Source organism: Caballeronia catudaia (assembly GCF_001544755.2).
In the GTDB taxonomy this organism is placed as follows: domain Bacteria; phylum Pseudomonadota; class Gammaproteobacteria; order Burkholderiales; family Burkholderiaceae; genus Caballeronia; species Caballeronia catudaia.
Map to the genome: position 1 here is coordinate 22,355 of NZ_FCOF02000052.1, position 18,288 is coordinate 40,642.

An 18,288-nucleotide genomic window follows, 5' to 3' on the forward strand; every position below is an offset into this window, starting at 1 on the left:
CACAAGAATGCACTTCGAATCGATTCCGGGGGAGAAGGGCGCGAAGCTGGTCTTCGGGCTTGAATGGCGGGCGTACTCGCCCAAAGGCGCGCGGGCCGAGCGTCGGCATTACGCCCAGGGACTTGCCGCGACGCATTACGCCGAGATCAAGGCAAACGACGAAACAATCGCGGGCTTCTGCACGCTCGAGGCCGAGCAACGAAAGGGCAGCAAGCTGTATTCCGCAGCCGCACGTATTGCTATGCTGGACCGGGTTCGGCGCCGGCCCGCCGTGCTGGTGCTGATCCAGAATGAAGAGCGTGTGCATCTGGTGCTGGTGCAGCGCGGCGCGGTTACAGCCGATGAAGAGGTGGCGCTCATCGCACTCGCGGATCGACGCGAGGAAATCGAGGACCAGTGCGAGAAAGCGGGTCTCGCGCTCGCGACGCTCGGTTTCGGCGCGCAACTTCACGCCGTCGACGAGATGTTCCAACTGCGCGAGTTGTTAGTCGACCGCAAGGTTGGTCTGATTAAGAAAATGCCCGTCGCAGTGCCGACGGTCGTGCCGTTGTTCGTGATCCTGGCGGCGCTTCTCTTCGTCGGCAAGCAGGCGGTGGAGATCCTCAATCCACCTCCGCCCCCGCCCGCGCCTCCGCCTACCTTCATGCAGGAATATCAGGCGGCCGTGTTGCGCACGCTCGCCGCACCCGCGCCGCTCGCAAAGCTCTTCGCGCCTCAACTGCTCGCGAAATTCGGTGGCGAGGAAAGTAACTTCGCCGGCTGGCAGTTCGAGAAGGCGACCTGCAATGCGACCGGGCCTTGTGTGACCACCTACAAACGGCAAGGCGGCACGTTCAAGGAGTTCGACGCCCGCGCGCCCGAATCGATTCGTCCGGTGGTCTTCAATCCAGATGGCTGGCACCTGACTACGAAAGGGCCGGAAGCGGACATCGTGCAGCGCGTGGCGCTCGCCGATGCCAAGTCGTGGCCGACGCAGCAGGCGCTCATCAAGGCGTTGCAGACCGAACCGCAGAAACTCTCTACGACCCCGGAGACCCTCAGCAGCCACGGCTACGTGGTGGACATCAAGCCTGCCGAACGATTGATATCTCGTCAGCCGATGGCGGGCGAGGTGCAAGGTCCGCTCGTGCAACGGGGCGCATGGCAGATCGATGGCTACAAATGGCAGAGCGCTTTGCTGACGCGGCTGCCGGACAACATGGCGCTGGAGTCGCTCGACATCCAGTTGAAAGATGACGGCACCGGCGTGCATTTCACCGCGAAGGGCAAATACTATGTTCTCAACTAAATTCCCCCCTCAGTCCGCCTTGCACTCTGCGGTGATTGGCGCGCTCATGCTCGCCGCGAGCGGCGCGATCGCACAGGAAAGTCACCTGACGCTTGACGATATCGACAAGCTCGCGCGGCAGAAGATCGTCGATTCGATGCGCAAGAGCGATGGTTCGAACAACGGCATGCAGGGCGTCGGGCTTGGCTCGCCGCTCGGGGCACCCGCGCCGGTAGCACCAGCGGCGGCAAGTGCGCCGGCCGCTCCCAAGTTCGTCGAGCATAAGCCTCTGCTTCCGCCGAAGCGCGTTGTGCCAGCGACCTTCGTGGGCGCCTATTCCGATATGTCTGGGGCGTATGTCCTCTATGACTTTCAAGGTGCTACCTACACGGCGCGGCAAGGGTCGCGCCTGCTCAACGGATGGACGGTGGCGTCGGTCGAGGGCTTCACCGTCACGCTCGTCGATGGCAAGCGCAAATGGACCGAGACGATCTCTGCACCCTCCGACCTTCCGCTCGCCGCGCCCGATGGTCCGGCCATCCGGGCAATCAATGACCTCGGTTCTCCCCTTCCTCCCGGTGGCCTGCCGACGGCGACCGCGTCCACCATTGTTCCCTTCGGAAAATAATCATGGGTCTGTTCAATCAAGAGGATCAGGACGCGCCCGAGCTGCGCGGAGGCTTCTTCAAGCGCTTGCGTGCGCCTCGTGCCGGTTTCGTGGAAGGGGCCAGCAGCGCCGAGCCCAAGCGCAAGCGCGAACGGAAGGAGCCCGCGTCGACGAGCACGGAGTCGCGCCGTCCAGCGCCGTCGGCTGAGACAACATCGCGGGCGACGAACCCGCAAGTCATGTTTCTTGGACGGGCGCTCTCAGGCGGCGATATCGAGGACGTCGAGAGCACGACGGTCGAAGATGCGGCAGTAATCGGCACCGAGTCGACGCCGAGCGTTCCCGACCTGAATGCTTCGGGCAGGGAAGAAGAACCGGCCTTTCATCCATTTGTGCCGCCCGTCTTCGAGCGGCCCACGTTTGAAAGTCTGGCGGCTGCAATGAAATCGGCTGAACAGCGCAGCTCGAGCGCGCAGCGCGTCGAGCCGTCGCTCGATTCACCTATGGCCGACGCTGCCGCGCCGGCCGGTATGGCGACGAATGCACCCACCGGCGTTTCGACCGACGAGTCACCCGACGCTCCGATTTCCATCGTCGCGACAGGCCTTGCGACGCAGACACCATCTGTAGCCACGCTCGAGCGCGCAGCAATCGAACATCCACGCGTGTCAGATGAGCAGCCCGTGTCAGCGCCGAAGGCATCGAAAGGCTTCTTCGCGGAAGACGCGGACGAAGAGGGGGAGAGCGCAGGCACGGTGGGATTGATGTCCGGGCGTCCCGAACTTGTCTCCCCCGAGTCGCTGCCCGAGTTCAAGCGCATCCTGACCGTATCGGATGACGACGCCGCGTTGCGTATTCCGGCGAATGCACGCAAGGAATTCGTGGCGGTCGAACTGCAGCCTGGCATCGCAATCACGGTCGCAACGGCTCGCTTCTGCGAGAAGGCACAGTACGCATCGTTCATCAAGGATCTTGGCAACAACGACATCCTGGTGCGCGAAGAGATGGTCGCGAGTGAGGCAGTCATCGCGGCGATCTATACCGGCAAGGCGGTTTCGCCGAACAATGCGGGCGTGCGCGAAGCCAGTCGAGCGATCGGCAACTTCCGTGACATCGTCGAAGCAGCCCATGCGTATGGCGCGAGCGATATTCACTTCGAACCGCGCGAGTTCCACAACGAAGTCGAAGTGCGGTTTCGCGTGAATGGCGATATGTACACCTTTCGCCACATGCCCAAGGCGATCGTGCGTCGCGCGTTGTTCGCGGCCTATAGCGATCTCGTCCAGCGCAACACAAATTCGGGTAACAGCTTTCAGCCCACCGCACCCCAGTCCGCCATGATTCCGTTGGTGGTGAAGACCGACACCGTGAACCTTCGGTGGCAGTCGTCTCCGCTCGTCGGCGGGTACGACGTGACGCTGCGTTTGCTCGATGGCAACTTCAAGAACTTCAACGTCTTGCTACCCAAGGACATGGGCTTCGAGCAAAGCCAACTCGACTTGATCGACACCTTGAACTATGTGAGCGGCGGCATCACCGCCCTGACAGGCGAGACGGGCTCGGGCAAGACGACGACGCTGCGCGCCCTCTCGTATATGCTGCCGGACCGGGAGCTGAAGAAGCAGTTCGCGGTGAATGAACCTTCCGAATATCCGATGCCTTGGCTTTCGGACTACTCGATCATCCGCCGGCCGGACGAAACCGACGACGAGGCAAACCGAAAATACGCGGAGGTGATCCGCACGCTCATGCGTCAGGACCCGGACGATCTGACGATCGGCGAAGTGCGAGATCGTGTGGTGATGGGGCTGGTTGCCGAACTCGCGCTGACGGGTCACCCGGTTCGCTTCTCGCTTCACGCGAGTGACGTGATTGCCGCGGTGATGCGTATGGCCGGTGGTCGCCTTCAGTTGCCGATTGACGAACTCGCGTCCGAGGGCTTCATCAACGCGGTGGGCAACCAGAAGCTCATCCCGACGCTGTGCGATCACTGCAAGCTCCCGGCTGAAGATGTGATGCCTGCGATGGATCTGGAAATCCTGCGGAACAAATTCGGCGTCGACACCACTCGGATGGCTTGTCGCAACTACGACGGTTGCCAGCACTGTCGTCTGGACGGCCTGTTCACGCGCAATGGCAAGGTCGCCGGCGGCACCAAACGTCCTTCCGTTGCGGCGGAACTCTACCGTCCGACCCCCGAATTCCTCGAGCGTGTAGGAGAGCGTGACTGGGCCGGTGCGCGTCGAATCTGGCGCGGCGAGCGCCGTACAGGATTCGATAATGCCGACATGACTGGAAAGACGCTCTATGAACACGCTCTTTTCAAGTCTTCGCGCGGTTTGATTGACCCACAATTCATCAATCGGTCGATGCAGTCGTTCGCGCAATACCGCGTGATGCCGGGCGTCGACGGTCGGATGCTCTAAACCGAGTCGGTCATGCTCAATACCTTTGCAAAAATGCTTCCCAAGCGGCAGCAAGTCGCCACTGCGCGCTGGCGTTTCCAGAAAGTGCGCGAGGACTTCTACCGCGAGACACGGCTCGATATCGCAGCCAAAGGCCTGCGTAACACCGAGACGCTATTCGACCGGCTGGAGACCTACGAGAAGCGCAATCGCGCACGCGGCCGCATTGAGTGGCATGTGTTCGCCCGTATTCGCGAGACCATGCAGCGCGGCGAGAGCTTCGCGCACGCGATAAAGCCATTCATTCCCGGCGATGAGTACGCGTTGCTCGACATCGCGGATGAGTCGGCGCGCGAGGATGCGGTCGTGCGCGGCTTCGAGCTCGCCGAGATGGCCGCGAAGGCGAAACGCGTCTTGTCGTCGACGACGTCGGTCCAGATGGCTTATCCAGCCCTGCTGCTCGTCTATATGTACGCGTACTGCATGCTGTTTGGTGGCGTCATCTTTCCACAGGTCAAGGATGTTCGGCCATTGGAACAGTGGCCCGACCTCGGGCGCTTCCTCTATCACGTCGACACGTTCTGCTTTGAGTACTGGTGGCTCACGCTTACGGTCGTGATCGGTCTTGTCTTCGCTTACTTCTCAAGCCTGAAGCGCTGGGCGGGACCGCTGCGGGACAAATTCGATCGCATGCCGCTGCTCTGGCGCAATCGACGCGATTTGCGTGCCGCGCTACTGATCGTCTCGTTGGCAGGCCTGTTCGATTCGAACCTCACACTGCGCGCCGCGCTGGAGAGGCTGTTGAAGACCGCCGACCCGTGGATGCGTTGGCACCTGACGACGATGAACCGGCGGCTTACCGCGCGGGCGGATGAGCCGATGCGTGCGCTCGACACCGGAATCTTCTCCACGACGATCGTCGACACGATCACCGATGCGGCAGGGCGCGATCAATTCGAACTGGCGATCAAGAGCCTCGGGCGTGAATCGCTTGATCGCGTGGTTGAGGCAGTCAAGCGTAACGCGCGGCTGACGCACTTCATGCTGCTCGGCATCGCTGCCGCGCTCTTTCTGACTCTCGGAATTGGTTCGTACATCGTGACCGGCGCCGTCAACCTGACTTCGGGCAATCCCGCGGTTTCCACCTACTAAAAGGACTTCAAATGACCAAGGATCAAACTCAGGCTGTGCACGCGGACGATGTGAAGACGCGCCGCGCACGTATCCTGAAAATCGCTCGCGCCAAGCGCCAGTCGGGCGAGCTCTCGATGATCGAAGCCGGCGCGGTGATGGCCGGTGCGGCGCTGCTCGCGCTGGCGGTGTATGCCGGCGGCAAATATGTGCTCGACTTGATCCGCTCGTCGCAGTTCAAGAGCGAAGCGCAGATGTTCCACACGGGCATTCTGAACGCCACCCAGGCTGATGCGGACTTCTCCGCAGAGACGCTGAAGATCCTCGCGCAAAACCATGCGTTCGACTCGGCAGGCGCACGCGTGGCGACCGACTACTCGTCGGTGAAGGGCATGTTCAACGGCACGTTGACGACGACGGTGAGCACGCTCGTCACGGCGAACGACTCGCTTGTGTTGACCTATCCGGTGACGGCCTCGGTGTGTTCGATGAGCATCGCGGCGCTGTCGACGGTCTACACGCAAGTCGTCGTGAACGGCACTACGATTTCGGCACCGACCACGCCGTTCAGCGCCTCGGCAGCGGCGACTGCATGCGCATCGGCGGGCGCGACCGCGTCGTTGGCCTTGTGGACCACGCGTACATAAAGCAGGGACGCCGACATGGGAAGCATATTGGAGATGTTGATCGTCCTGGTCGGCGCGGCCTTGCTGACTGCGCAAGGGATCACGGAGGACATTGCGGCCAAGCGGCAGAACCTGTTGCAGATCGAAGGCCAGAACATGGCTTCGATCAACGCGGCGCTTGGCAGCTATATCACCAACAACTATGCGACGCTCGTTCCGGCGGGCTACTCGCAAACGACGGCCAGTCTGGTCGCTCCGGGCAATGTACCGACGCTTGCGCAGTTGAGCGCGCAAAGCAATAGCAAGATCGCATTCAAGAGCGGTCCGTTCTGGGGGGGCGCCTACCAGATTAGCTTGTCGATCGTGCCGGACAACTGCTCGACCGCTTTGGGGAACTGCCATATTGCGTCGCAAATCTATCCGTCGCAGCCCTTGCTTAAAAAGGGCACGACGGACATCGCGGGCGCTGGAACTTTGATTGCAACGGGGGGCAGTCAGTTCGGGTTCTCGAGCAACCGCACGCCGACTGTCATCACGGGCAATCAGGGGCAATGGACGCTGCCGAACCCCGCGGGCAACAAGGCAGGGATCGTCCTCGCAATCAATGGATTCGGGGCAGACGGGAATTCCCCGTATTACCGACGCGACGGCGCGTTGCCGCTTACTGGGACGATGAACGCGAACGACCAGGACATCCAGAACATCGGAAACATGTCCGGGAAGACGCTCAAGTTGCAAGCCGGAAATAGTTTGCAGATGGCGAACGGAACGATCTACTACGGTGACGACACAAACGCCGCGATTCGCACCAAAGGCACGCTCTATATCCAGAACTACGCGGGCTCGGGTCCGGCTCCAATCAGCGTGGGCAATGTGTCCTCGAGCGGAACGGTGAGCGCGGTTACGGTATCCGGGACTACGGTAAACGCCACCGTAGCGAACATCAACTCGGTGGCCCCAAACTGCTCATGGAATGGTGTCACGATCCGAAACAACCAATTATTTGTTTGCAACAAATGGGGCAACTGGATCGGCGCGAGCACCTTGGTCAGCAATCAGTCCGCCGATGCTCAATACAGCGGGTGGTACAACGGATGGGGCGTCTACCCTCCCACCTGCGGACCTGGTGGCTCGGCATGGTACAGGATCACACCACAGTCGATCACAACCGATTACGCAAACCGCAATCCACCTCTTTCAGGCGCGCGCTATACGATGGGTTGGAACGGGTCTCAGTGGATCCTTCAGATCTACAACGTGCTAGCGGATGGCGCGAACACGCTCGTCCCAGATCAACTGGGACTGCAAGCGCAGATCGACGTCGGTTGCACCTACGCCAATCAATAAGGAAAACTATGAAAATAAGGGCAGCGCTTTCGCTGACGATGTTGGCGACGCTTGGTGCGGTGCTGACTGTCCCGACACGGTCGAACGCGGAGTGGGTGCAGAATCCTATTGGCGTGCCGCGTGCCCCAAGTTGCGATCCGGGTTACTCATGGCAGAAGTTGGGTGTGCGCTATCAGTGCGCGACGCCCCAACCGACGTGCGCATACGGCTTCGCAAGCGGTCCGGCGTGGAGCGGCGCTACGTGGATCTATTCATGCAACGCACCGCCGCCCCCGCCGCCGCAGAATGATCCACCGGTGAATCCGGCTGATCAGGCGAAGGCCAATTGCGCGGCGCGAGCTCTGCAAGATGGAATCACGATTGGACCACAGACGCGGCAGTATCACCTCAAGTCCAACGGAGTCTGGTACTGGTCGACCTACTACGATCATTCGCCCGGCCCGGCCTACGACTTGTCGAGTGGTTATACGAGCAACTTATGGACTGTAGCCTGCGCGACGATGGATGACGGGTCTTGGGCGAATGTCAATCAGGCATACTTCAAATCCGGTGAATACGGCGATTGCGGTGGTACGGCCTGCGGCGGCGGAACCTAATCGACCTACGACACGTTGAGACTGAAAAACGCCTCGATTGTACGGATCGGGGCGCCTTTCGATGGAGAGAAAACTGCCGTTAGCCTCTACGGTCTTACTTGGAAGCCGTTGTGAAGCTCCAAGTAGCGGAAACCGGCGCGCCGTCCCGGGCACCCACAAACGCCACGGTGTAGGTGGTGTTCGCCTTTAGGGCGGACAGTGGGAGCAGAACAGCTGTCCCACTCGGCAGGAGATTGTTCGGATCTGCAATAGTGGTGGCGGTCGACCCGGCAACGGCGGCCGACGGAACCAGGATACGCGTCGCTACCAAGGAGCCGCTGCTGTCTGTCAACGCATACTGGCTTACCGTCAATGTGTCGATACCTTGAGCAGCACTAACGCGAACCAGGATTGGACGGCCCGGGGCAGAAACGTCCGGAGCCGGATTGGACGCCTCGGGACGCATCGACAGGGCAACACCGATTTCACTCGCATACGGGGAGTGCACAACCGCTGTCGAAGCGATCTGCTGGCCTCCAACGGATGTCAAGCTGTTACCTGTCGGCGTGCCGGTGACGCCAGTCGACGTTCCGAAATCGCTCACGCAGGTGTAGTTTGGGTACCCCGTAGACCCCGGACCGTAGCCGAGTCCGATAGTCTCCTGCGTGTAGGTCAAGCTGACCAAGTGATAGACGGATGCCAATGCCTGACCAACGCAGTCGGCTGCATCGGCAATTGCGGTCGTAGCGAATCCCGCCGCTACGTTCTCCCCGACGTATTCAGTTGTCGGAGCGCCTGCTTTGCGCGCCCGGGCAAGAGGCGTATCGGCATAATAATTCGCATTGCCAGTAATTTCATCGTGCGGCAGGGAGTTGATGGCACCGGTGCTTAGGTTGCCGGAGAGATACAGCGAGTGTGCCTGCGCGGACGTATCAAGAATTGGATCTTGGCTGAGCATGCCGACGCCCATCGCATTGCGATAGGCGTTGATCTGATTGAACGCCACGATCTGGAACGAGCCGGCCGCATAGGTCGGCGTTGCCACCGACGTGCGCGGAGCGACGCCCGAGGTCGTTTGGCTGCCGGTTGGTGCGCTTGCGCCAGAGGCAGGCGCTGCGCCGGAGCTTGCATTGTCGCCGCCACCGCCGCCACCACACGCGCCCACCAAGAGCGAAGCAGCGATCGCGGCCATCGAAAGTTTGAAGTTGCTTTTAATCGTCATTTGTTGTTCCGACCTAGTTGATGCAGTCGCCCGTGCGATCTGCTTACTTTCATGTTATCGAGCGGTGTTCGAAGTCAAGTCGTCCCGGAATCCGCCCCGTTACCGCGATCCTCGTTGGAAAGTGCCTTTGGCCAATGGGCGGCGCAGGCATTTTAATACTTCGTAAGAAATGCGGATCAGCCACCGCTGCGGCCTCGCAACCGTTTGCCATCAACGCTGCGCGCGCTTCCTGAGCTTGCTCGCGCGCAAGACAACGAATGCGACGCAAAGCGCGACGCCGGCGGTCACGGGCTGTGATGTGCCGATCGTTGAAAGCAGCAACGAGCCGCCCCACAGGAAAATAAGGAATGTGGCGAGGGCGGCGAATGGCTTACTCTTCAGAACCGAAGCGATTCGCCCTTTTCCGCGACGAGACCGTCGGGAGAAGAGCACGTTGCTCTTTTCGAGATCAAAGGCGTCGGGAGAGGGGGCACTGGCGCGATCGCTGCGATAGTGCCGTTCGTATCGTTGAAACCGCCCGTCGCCGCGGCCCCGAAGCCACGCGGAGACGCTATCGGAAAAGAGGAAGGCGAAGTCCTGCATGATCTAGTGCATCACGTCCGACTGAAACTCGACTGCACCTACCGCGTCGGGAATGCAGCGACCATCGGCCTCGGCATAGAACGCGCCGGTCTCCCGATCGTGCCAACCGAACTGAGCGCGTCCGTCACGCGAGAAGATGACCAGTCCGGCGTCAACGGTAAATTCATGCGACATCGATTGGACCTCCAGATCCGTTAAATTAGGCTTTCGATCGACCTTTTTTCTTCTTCAGATCGAAGCGGGGTTTGAAGGCGTAGCTGCAGCCGGGACAGACGAAGTCCTTGGCCAACTCGATCTTTCCTTCACCGTTGGACAGGATGTAGTCCGTGCCGCAGCTTCGGCAGGGCGCCATTGTCAGGCGCGAGTCCATCGCCATCGAGCGCGTCAGGTGATTTGCACGATCGGCCGTGATGACGAGCTTTTCACCGAACATTTTCGCGACGATGTCGTTGGCTGCGATCAGCGCCTCAGGAATGCTCGCCTTATTTTCGAGCGCGCATCGGTACAGCCAGACCAACAGCGTGCCTTGCAAGCGATGCGCCGGATAGTCGACGTACAACGTGAGCGAGCTAGGGTTGCAGCCGCAGGGCGAGCTCACACCGTGGATCTGCTTGTATGTGTCACGCGCTCTCGTCTGGTTCAGGCCAAACAGATTGGTCGCGGTCGATGCGCGAACGCCTTGCGTCATCAGCATGCGAGCGTAGACATCTCGCTGGGCGCGATCCAAACGGAGGTCCGACCAGAGATGCGTGTAGGGCAGAGCGGTCGATTTGAGGTTCGACGTGCTCATCAGGTAATGGGCGACAGATTCGTGTGTGAGCCATCCGGCACTGTATTCGGTCCAAAAAAGTTGCTCGTCGAACCGCCATCTGAAAAGCGGGAAGGTGATCGCGCCAATCGCCGCTTCGAGCCGGCCGATCGGCAATTCCATAAGGTACTCGGCGAGCTTGAAGGAAATGCCAAGCAAGGGCGCGGCCAGGACGCTCATGTGGAGTACGTCTTTGAGCAGGGAAACGTAGGTACAGTTGTAGTGAAAGATATCGCGCGCGGTCAGGGCGTCGACAGCGGGCATCGCTTTGGTCAACTCTTCGACAGTGGGGGAGAGGAGAACACCATCGACGAACGTTTCCCAGTCGCGAGGATCTTGCAAAGCGGGAGCAAGTGCGAGAAACGGCATGTTCATCAGCATCGCCTTCGGGAGCGCGTGGGCTTTGAACGTGTCCATGTTGTCGCGGGAGACGCCGAAGAAGTTTTCAGCGTCCCGATAACGGACGAGCACGTTGTGAATTACATCCGTCAGTGCGTAGTTGGCTCGCTGAATCTTTTCGGCGATGAATTTCGGAAGCGAGATCGTGGTCTCGACAGCATCTAGGGTGTTCGTTGACATAGTTCTTGTTTGTGGCTTTTTTTAGCTTCGTCGGACGCGATAGAGCGCGCCCGGCCCGTAGCTTTTCTCGTTGATTCTTACCTTACCTGCCGAGCGCAGCGTCCAGCTCAGACACGGTCTTGCGCAGCATCGCGGCCAGTGCTTCCAGAAGCGGCTCATGCTGCGCGGGCGTCTCACACGCCTGTACCGCGAGTTGGGCGCCCATGAGTTTTGCGGCAAAAACTTCGAAGGAGGCTGAGACGTCCTGCAGGGAGGCTTGAACCTTGTTCGCCGCCTCGATTGCTGCCGCCTGTTTTTTGCGTTCCGCCTCGAGCGCCTCGAGGGCGGCTTGTTCCGCGGCGATCCTTTTCTCGATTTCAGCGAGCTCGTCATTGCTCTTCTGAATGGATTCGGCGATGCTTGTGTAGCCAGCGGGGGCCGTCGGCTTGTCCACGTACTGCACATCGGGCTTGCGATTGCGCAACTCGTTGGCTTCGCGGGTGAGCCGCCCGATTTCCTTGTCCTTGTCGGCAAGGTCCTTTTCCATGTTGCTCAGACCGGCTTGCTTGCGCTTGTAGTGATCGTCCATTCGCGCAAGGTCTGCCTCGCGGTCGGAGATCTTGCGAGCGCTCGCAGCCAGTTCAGTGCGTAGGTGCTTGGCCTCGCTTTCGGACACTGAGAGCGCTGTTTTTGCGTCCTGGAGTTGCGAGTGAACGTTCAAGAGTTGGATGCGTCCGTCCTCGAGCGCCGCGTCCTTCTTCTGCAGTTCGACGAGCATTCGCTTGACGTCCATGCGGGTCATGTCTGGATCCTCTTTTTTCTTAGCAAGAATCTCCGCAACCTGCTCGTCTGTGACGTGTTCCGCTGCAAGGATGTCCAGTTCGCCGACATTGAACGTGCGGATGGCTTCGGCGTTGTCTGCGAACGCTTCGTAGCAGCGCATGTATTGACGCGCCACGGAGCGCTTAAGCCCAAGCGCACTATCGAAAATCACGAAACCCAGTGACGCAGCTTTGCGCTTGATTGCGATGGTGTCACCGGCCTTCGCGATCATCACATTCTTGAGCGAGTACATCGTATTGAGCAGATGGGCGCCGATCGTTTCCAGGTCGGCCTTAATGCGAGCCCGCGCTTCCGCAACGGCCATCAGGCTTTCAATAATCTGTACCGCCAGTTCTTCGAATGCTGGATCGTCGCCTAGTGCCTTCTTGACGGCACGTGCGATAGTGTCGCGATAGGACCACTTGGGATCGTGCTTCGTGAAGATGTCGTCCAGCGCATCATTGAATTCCCCGGGGGGATTGAGGAGCGGGTGCTGGACTTTGCTCAGTTGGGTGTTCTTGGACGTCTCGCCGTTCGGCATTTCTTCTCTCCAGATTTTGCAGCAGCACCACCCGGCGCTGCTCATCACACCGCAAGGGCTCTTTCGACGCGCTCGCAGTTAAGCTATTTAGTTAGGGGCGGGACAACAGGTCACGGACGGTCATGGCGCTCAGGTCGAGGTCGGTGTCCTTGAATCGTTCTGCGATGCGCATGTACTGCCGCGCGACGGCGAGGCATCTCAACTGCTTTCGCAAGGAAAGAGAAGCACATGGCGGCGGCTTCCTTGCGTGATTCCAACGTGTCGCCGGCGGTCGCCACCACCGCGTCTTTAATCAGGTAGAGGCATTCGGAAATGCGCGTCCCGATCGACACCAGGTCAGGCGCACCTGCGGATGAACCCCTGAGCGCAACCAGTTCAGCAGCGTGTTTAGCCAGTGCCGTGATTGTCTCGGGGGTGTGCGCTTCACCCATCACCTCTTGCGCCATATCCAAGAACTTTTTGTTCTCCGATTCGTACATCTCAACCTCGTATTTCGTGCAAGTAACCAATCGTAACGACCGCCTTCGGGAGTTTTTGACCGAAAGACGCTCTTTTCACCCCCTCTTTCAATCCAGATATGGAAGAGGGGCGTCGCTGCTGCATGTTCGCAAACGTTTAACGGCCCATTCGTGAAACACTTTAGTAACATTTGGACACAAGAAATGTAATTCGAAGCTTGCGTCTAATGAAATCTTATGACCAATGGGACATCCTCAATCCGGCCCTAATTGTCATCGCTTTGTGCTTTTGCAGTGCCATTTGAGAGTCGTCCGCCAGCAGGAGCACTGCTTTTTTCGCCACTTCCACGCAGATGGGCTTGGCACCTGCGAAGGCGTCTCGTTGCATGCGGAGCCACTGTCGCAAGTCGGCCGGAGCCAGCAGATCGGTTGGTAGATCAGGATCGAGCACGGCCTCGGCCGATGTGAATAACCCAGCGCCGCGCACCGGCCAGATCGGGGGCAATTGGTCGCGGAGAAATCGCAGCTTGCTGCGGTGCTGCTCAATGGGCGAGCGCCGCTCGTCCGTCTGCCCGCTCGACGCTGAACGCGTCAGCTTTCCCGCGCGAGTGGACGGGGCGATGTGGCCCGGCCAGTGTTTCGTCTCGAAGATGAAGATGCCAAAGGGCGTCACGGCGAGGTGGTCGATCTCGGCGGTCGGATAGTCTGTGCCCGGCGCATGCTCGATCACGAGCGGCCCGTCATGGAGATAGAACTCGTTGCCGCAAAGCCAGTACAGCGTTTTTCGGAGCTCTGCCTGCGCCGCAGATTCACCGGCTGCTCCGATCGCGTCGGAACGTCGATTGAAGAGGTGGGGGCGCGAGACCGCATCTTGCTTACGGATTTTCTCGCGGCCTCGGTCGACACAATAGGCCCCGATGGCGACGGTGATTTCGACAAGCATGGTTGCTCGGTTGGGTTGATCTGTAACCAGCATGACACCCGCATCGCATTGTCAAGGCGCGAAAAAGCGCGATAAACAGAATGCCGTCTCGAAAGGCGGTCTGTTTTTGCGAGCTTTCGCCTGCACGGGCTTGCCCGCTTCGCGTACATTCAATTTCATCCCCGCGTCCTGGACGCATCGACGAAAAGCATCGCGATAGGTATTGCGACCGCTCAATCTCCCTTTCTTCCGCATAGAGCTGCTCCCGCCACGCTTTATCGAGCCGTGACGAAAGCGTCTCTCCGCGCGCCGTTTTTCCCTGCTCAATCGAGCATCGAAAACCATCCAGCGCTTTACTGGCTGGACATCCCCCTTGTGCGTCAGTTTTTCTGGAGAGAAAAATGCCGAAGCAGTTGGTCTTCAAGGCGATCAAATCGCCCGCTTGGTTGGTCGCTGTGTGTTTTGCGTTGTGGTTCGCGGCGCACTCCTTCTTTGCGTTTCTGTTCGTCTCCTTCGCCGTTGCCACATGGATCAACCGATCCATCAAGGCCTCGTTGAAGGAAGACAGAGTGGAAGAAGCGAAAGCGTCACCGACTGCTACTGCTTCGCCGGTTCCGGCAGAAGAGAAGGTCACGCCTATCAAGCGTCAGTACGCGAAATCCGCAGTGGTCATTCCACTCAAGACAGGCACCGACGACTAGTCGCTACGCCTGAACGTCAAGACCGTCCCTCACGGGCGGTCTTGATCCTCACCCCCAACGGGAAATCCTCCCGTTGCGGGCATGGGTTTCCCGTTCATTCGGAGATTCCCATGCATACGGAAGTCGCAGCATGGCAACTGGACATGTTCGACGCGCCCCCGGCGCCGGTCACCCGTGTTCAGGCCAAGCCAGATCCCTTGCCCGATCCGCAGTTCTGGAGTGAGGCGGTGACAAACAAGATGGTCGACGCGCTGATCAGTCTGGCTACCGACAGCCGGCGCGGCGACAACATGCCCGAGTCGCTGATGGACTGCGCCGCATTGTTCAGCGAGCGACTCAAAAACAGAAAGAAACTCGATCTCGAAGACTACCGGGCGACGCTCGGGTGGGTCATGGAGTTCTGGAACGGCGCAGTGCCGTACCGATTCGTCTGCCAGATCAACGGCGTCGATCCTGAAATCCTGCAAGACGTAATATTGAGTAACCCGCTGCTCAAGCGCGACATGGAAGAGGTTCGTCGCGACAGTTTCGGCACCCTGTTGTAGGAGACCAGCATGAGCACATTTACCTTCGGGCGGATGCTCGGCAGTCTCTTCGGCACCGCGTCCCCGGCGCAACCACGACCGGATGCACGCTCGAGTGCGCAACCGGCTCCCGTTGTCGTTGGGCAAGGTGCGCGCAATGAGCGTCACGTCAACGTTGCCGGCCAAGCCATGCTCTTTCGCGATGAGGGAGGCGTGGTTGTCCAGTTCCTCCCGGCATTCGACTTCGAACTCAAGCAAACCGCCGTCGGCATGAAGTTGATGCCATCACTCGCGCCGCACTGGGAAGTACTGCGTGAGCACACCGGCACGCTGACGGATGCGATCGCCACAGCGATCAGGGAAGCTCAGCCAACTGAGTTTGAAGCGGGGGCAGCCTTGTCTGCGCGCAAGCGGTCCGAGCCGGCGTCCCAACAATTACGCCAGCGCGACGATGCGATCGTGGACGCTGTCGTATCGGCTCCAGCCGCCCAGGCAAGCGAAGCACACAGCGGAGCACCTAAACGGACCGAGCGCCCCCGATACGGCGTGTTGAAAGAGTGGGGCGAAAAGGAGTTTCCCGATGGCAACCGCCCCGGGAAAACCTACGAGTCCTTCTGCATCACGCTTCAGCACCGCGGCGGAACTGATGTCGTGCAAGGCGAGGGCCTTCGCGACGCGATCGCGGAAGCGAATTGCAGAGTCGGTGATCGTGTAGAAGTCAGGCGCGTTGGCAAAACCAAGGTGCCCGCTGTTGATAAACGTGGAAGACCGAAGCTCGATTCCAGCGGCGCGCAAGTGCTGTGGGACAAGTGGCTGTGGTCCATCAAAAAATCTTAAGGAGCCTCTCATGGCATCAGTAAACAAGGTCATTCTCGTGGGCAACCTCGGGGCTGATCCCGAAACGCGCTACCTGCCGAGCGGCGACGCGGTGGCCAATATCCGACTGGCAACGACCGACCGTTACAAGGACAAGTCCTCCGGCGAGATGAAGGAGTTGACCGAGTGGCATCGCGTGTCGTTCTTCGGCCGGCTGGCCGAGATCGTCAACGAGTATCTGAAGAAAGGCTCATCGGTGTACGTCGAAGGCAGAATCCGCACACGCAAGTGGACGGATCAAGCTGGACAGGAGCGGTATTCGACCGAGATCGTCGCGGACCAGATGCAGATGCTCGGTGGTCGAGCAGCTGGCGAGCGAGGCGCATCGAGCGCAGACGACTTCGAGTCGCCGCGATCGCAGCGTCAGGGTCGCCAGGAGAATGGTCGACCGGCTTCCGGTGGTTCGGCTCCGGCCGCTTCGACGGCGCGTGCGCCGCAATCGTCCGGCTCTTTCGGCGGCGGCGGTGGATTCGCAGATATGGACGACGATATTCCGTTCTGACCATATTTAATGGGTCGTGAATGGGCTGCGATCTAATCCCGTAGCCTCTCACCTTCTTTCCCGTAACACCTCACCTCACCTTCGTCGTTCTCTCCGGCCCCCTTGGGCCGGCGGAACCGCGAAGCGTCCGTTTCTCCTCGCGCGGTCCGCGTATCAATCTTTTTTGCGCACCACCTCTGCTGAAAAAAGCCGTTAGCCGCGATCGTTGCGCGTGCACGGACGGTTTTTTTGAGCACGGTTTCACCGCCTGTTCAGGCATCGACCTCAACCGCACCACTACGGAGTGACAAATGAATGCAAAGAGACTCAAGCTGTCCCCGGAACAGTGGGTTACGTTGCTCCACAAGTATGGAGTGCCGGAAAGCTCACTGACCGGGAAGAGCGGATCGTGTCCCATCTGCGGCGGTAACGACCGCTTCACTTACGACAACAAACGCGGCCGTGGCGATTGGGTATGCCGCAAATGCAACAACGGTGACCCCAAAGCCGGCGACGGGTTTGAGCTCATCTGCAAGGTAGCGGGCATGAGCTTCCGTGAATTGATGCTCGAGCTCGAAGGTGGATCGCTTGCTGAGGCTCGACAGTGTCGAGCGCAGCAGGCGGCGGCCCCGGCTCCCGGCCGAAAAGTCGATCCCGAATGGGCGCGCAAGCGGCTCGAGTCAATGTGGGATCGCGCGACGCTCATCGGATCCGATGGATTGGTGCCGCGCTATTTGCGCGCGCGGGTTCCGGGTCTGACGGCGCCGCCGTCGCAGGCTCTGCGCCAAGCGATGCTCGACTATCGGCACGAGAAGAAGGTGATCGGCCAGTGGCCGGGCATCATCGCTCGCTTTACGCTGCCGGACGGCCGCCTTGGCACACTGCACCGGACGTTCCTCGAACGCTCGACGGTGGCGAAGGCGACGATCGTCACTAACGATGGCGAGATCCTACCGGCCAAATTGAACGACGTGACGCTTCACAAGCTCAACGGCGGCGCAGTCCGGCTGATGGATCCGGTCGATGGCGAGATCGGGGTAGCTGAAGGTCTCGAAACAGCGTATGCCGCTCACATGCAATTCGGCGTGCCGACGTGGTACTGCCTGAATCGCATCCTGCTTGCGGATTTTGTGGTGCCGGACGGGCTCGGCATCCGCGTGGTTCACATCTTTGCAGACTTCGACGCTATCGATCCTCGTACAGGCAAGTCGCCTGGGGTCGATGCCGCGTTGAAGCTTGCTAAGCGGCTGCGTGCCGAAGGGTACACGGCTGTGATTCATCGTCCGAAGAAGCGGGAAACCGACTTCGCGGATGAGTGGTTGGTTTGCCGCGGTATGAAGCGTGCCGCATCGAAGTTGCCTGTTCGAAATTTGCAGCGGGAAGCCGCTCACGTTTGATTGTTCGCGGCGCTTGCGCCGCTAACTGTAACTTTCGCCCGGTGGGGATTCGTCCCCACCCGGGGCCGCAATCCGTCCGAGCCATTCCAATGGAGAAACGGAAATGAGCTTCAGCATGATTGTCGGCCGCTACAAGATTGTCGCAACCTCCGGCGTGGAGAATGGTTCCGTGAGAGTCGGCAAGTCCGAAGCCGAGGCGTACGACGTTATCGATCGCGGGCAGCGCGGTAACGCTCGAATCGAGAAGCAGGGTGTCACACTCGACACCGCATGGTTCTATTGCATTCGCCGACAGGCGAGCGCACAAGGGGTGTCGTTGCTGCACTGAGCACACCATTAAGACAAAACCCAGCCGATTGGCTTAATGCCGTTCAGTTAAGGTCCTTTCTAAGGTACCGGACGGAGTAACGTGAGGGGCGGGATTTGACGACTCGGTCG

At 59.9% G+C, this 18,288-nt stretch carries 19 protein-coding genes; 12 read left to right on the plus strand and 7 right to left on the minus strand.

Annotated elements, in window-relative coordinates; all coding sequences use genetic code 11:
- The first annotated feature begins 7 nt into the window (after nt 1-7).
- The 6 genes from AWB75_RS31595 to AWB75_RS31620 are packed head-to-tail and all read left to right on the plus strand — an operon-like array spanning nt 8 to nt 7,383.
- Nucleotides 8-1,288 carry a type 4b pilus protein PilO2 gene (locus AWB75_RS31595; protein ID WP_061127937.1) on the plus strand — a complete coding sequence of 427 codons (1,281 nt, stop codon included), beginning with the start codon at nt 8-10 and terminating at the stop codon, nt 1,286-1,288.
- A gap of 46 nt (nt 1,289-1,334) precedes the next feature.
- Nucleotides 1,335-1,895 (plus strand): hypothetical protein, encoded by a 561-nt coding sequence (locus AWB75_RS31600; protein ID WP_143746572.1) that lies wholly within the window; start codon nt 1,335-1,337, stop codon nt 1,893-1,895.
- Nucleotides 1,896-1,897: 2 nt separating this feature from the next.
- A complete protein-coding gene (locus AWB75_RS31605; protein ID WP_061127939.1) occupies nt 1,898-4,300 on the plus strand; it encodes an ATPase, T2SS/T4P/T4SS family in 2,403 nt (800 codons plus the stop codon).
- A gap of 12 nt (nt 4,301-4,312) precedes the next feature.
- The gene (locus AWB75_RS31610; protein ID WP_061127940.1) at nt 4,313-5,431 is read left to right on the plus strand and encodes a type II secretion system F family protein; all 1,119 of its coding nucleotides are present in this window, start codon (nt 4,313-4,315) and stop codon (nt 5,429-5,431) included.
- A gap of 11 nt (nt 5,432-5,442) precedes the next feature.
- Complete coding sequence (locus AWB75_RS31615; protein WP_061127941.1) at nt 5,443-6,057, plus strand: hypothetical protein; 615 nt, start codon at nt 5,443-5,445, stop codon at nt 6,055-6,057.
- Between the two features lie 15 nt (nt 6,058-6,072).
- On the plus strand, nt 6,073-7,383 hold the full coding sequence (locus AWB75_RS31620; RefSeq protein ID WP_159462826.1) for a hypothetical protein: 1,311 nt from the start codon (nt 6,073-6,075) through the stop codon (nt 7,381-7,383).
- 690 nt (nt 7,384-8,073) lie between these two features.
- On the opposite strand, the gene AWB75_RS31625 is transcribed toward AWB75_RS31620, so the two are convergent.
- The 7 genes from AWB75_RS31625 to AWB75_RS31650 all read right to left on the minus strand — a co-directional run bounded on the left by AWB75_RS31625 (nt 8,074) and on the right by AWB75_RS31650 (nt 13,892).
- Complete coding sequence (locus tag AWB75_RS31625) at nt 8,074-9,180, minus strand: CAP domain-containing protein (RefSeq protein WP_061127943.1); 1,107 nt, start codon at nt 9,178-9,180, stop codon at nt 8,074-8,076.
- Between the two features lie 210 nt (nt 9,181-9,390).
- Complete coding sequence (locus AWB75_RS31630; RefSeq protein WP_061127944.1) at nt 9,391-9,762, minus strand: hypothetical protein; 372 nt, start codon at nt 9,760-9,762, stop codon at nt 9,391-9,393.
- A gap of 3 nt (nt 9,763-9,765) precedes the next feature.
- Nucleotides 9,766-9,936 (minus strand): hypothetical protein, encoded by a 171-nt coding sequence (locus AWB75_RS38265; protein ID WP_167357749.1) that lies wholly within the window; start codon nt 9,934-9,936, stop codon nt 9,766-9,768.
- A gap of 25 nt (nt 9,937-9,961) precedes the next feature.
- Nucleotides 9,962-11,149, minus strand: a complete 1,188-nt coding sequence (locus AWB75_RS31635; RefSeq protein WP_061127945.1) for a FlhC family transcriptional regulator — start codon at nt 11,147-11,149, stop codon at nt 9,962-9,964.
- Between the two features lie 82 nt (nt 11,150-11,231).
- Entirely contained in the window at nt 11,232-12,491 is a 1,260-nt protein-coding gene (locus AWB75_RS31640) for a coiled-coil domain-containing protein (RefSeq protein ID WP_061127946.1), read from the minus strand.
- A gap of 110 nt (nt 12,492-12,601) precedes the next feature.
- A complete protein-coding gene (locus AWB75_RS31645; RefSeq protein WP_143746574.1) occupies nt 12,602-12,970 on the minus strand; it encodes a hypothetical protein in 369 nt (122 codons plus the stop codon).
- Nucleotides 12,971-13,184: 214 nt separating this feature from the next.
- The gene (locus AWB75_RS31650) at nt 13,185-13,892 is read right to left on the minus strand and encodes a nuclease-related domain-containing protein (RefSeq protein ID WP_061127955.1); all 708 of its coding nucleotides are present in this window, start codon (nt 13,890-13,892) and stop codon (nt 13,185-13,187) included.
- A gap of 380 nt (nt 13,893-14,272) precedes the next feature.
- Between AWB75_RS31650 and AWB75_RS31655 the strand changes: the two genes are divergently transcribed.
- From AWB75_RS31655 to AWB75_RS31680, 6 genes are all read left to right on the plus strand, one after another.
- Entirely contained in the window at nt 14,273-14,572 is a 300-nt protein-coding gene (locus AWB75_RS31655) for a hypothetical protein (RefSeq protein WP_061127948.1), read from the plus strand.
- 110 nt (nt 14,573-14,682) lie between these two features.
- Nucleotides 14,683-15,117, plus strand: a complete 435-nt coding sequence (locus AWB75_RS31660; RefSeq protein WP_061127949.1) for a hypothetical protein — start codon at nt 14,683-14,685, stop codon at nt 15,115-15,117.
- A gap of 9 nt (nt 15,118-15,126) precedes the next feature.
- A complete protein-coding gene (locus tag AWB75_RS31665) occupies nt 15,127-15,933 on the plus strand; it encodes a hypothetical protein (RefSeq protein ID WP_061127950.1) in 807 nt (268 codons plus the stop codon).
- Between the two features lie 10 nt (nt 15,934-15,943).
- Nucleotides 15,944-16,474 (plus strand): single-stranded DNA-binding protein, encoded by a 531-nt coding sequence (locus AWB75_RS31670; RefSeq protein ID WP_061127951.1) that lies wholly within the window; start codon nt 15,944-15,946, stop codon nt 16,472-16,474.
- Between the two features lie 290 nt (nt 16,475-16,764).
- Entirely contained in the window at nt 16,765-17,850 is a 1,086-nt protein-coding gene (locus tag AWB75_RS31675; RefSeq protein ID WP_061127952.1) for a DUF7146 domain-containing protein, read from the plus strand.
- Between the two features lie 103 nt (nt 17,851-17,953).
- Complete coding sequence (locus tag AWB75_RS31680) at nt 17,954-18,178, plus strand: hypothetical protein (protein ID WP_061127953.1); 225 nt, start codon at nt 17,954-17,956, stop codon at nt 18,176-18,178.
- The last annotated feature ends 110 nt before the right edge of the window (nt 18,179-18,288 follow it).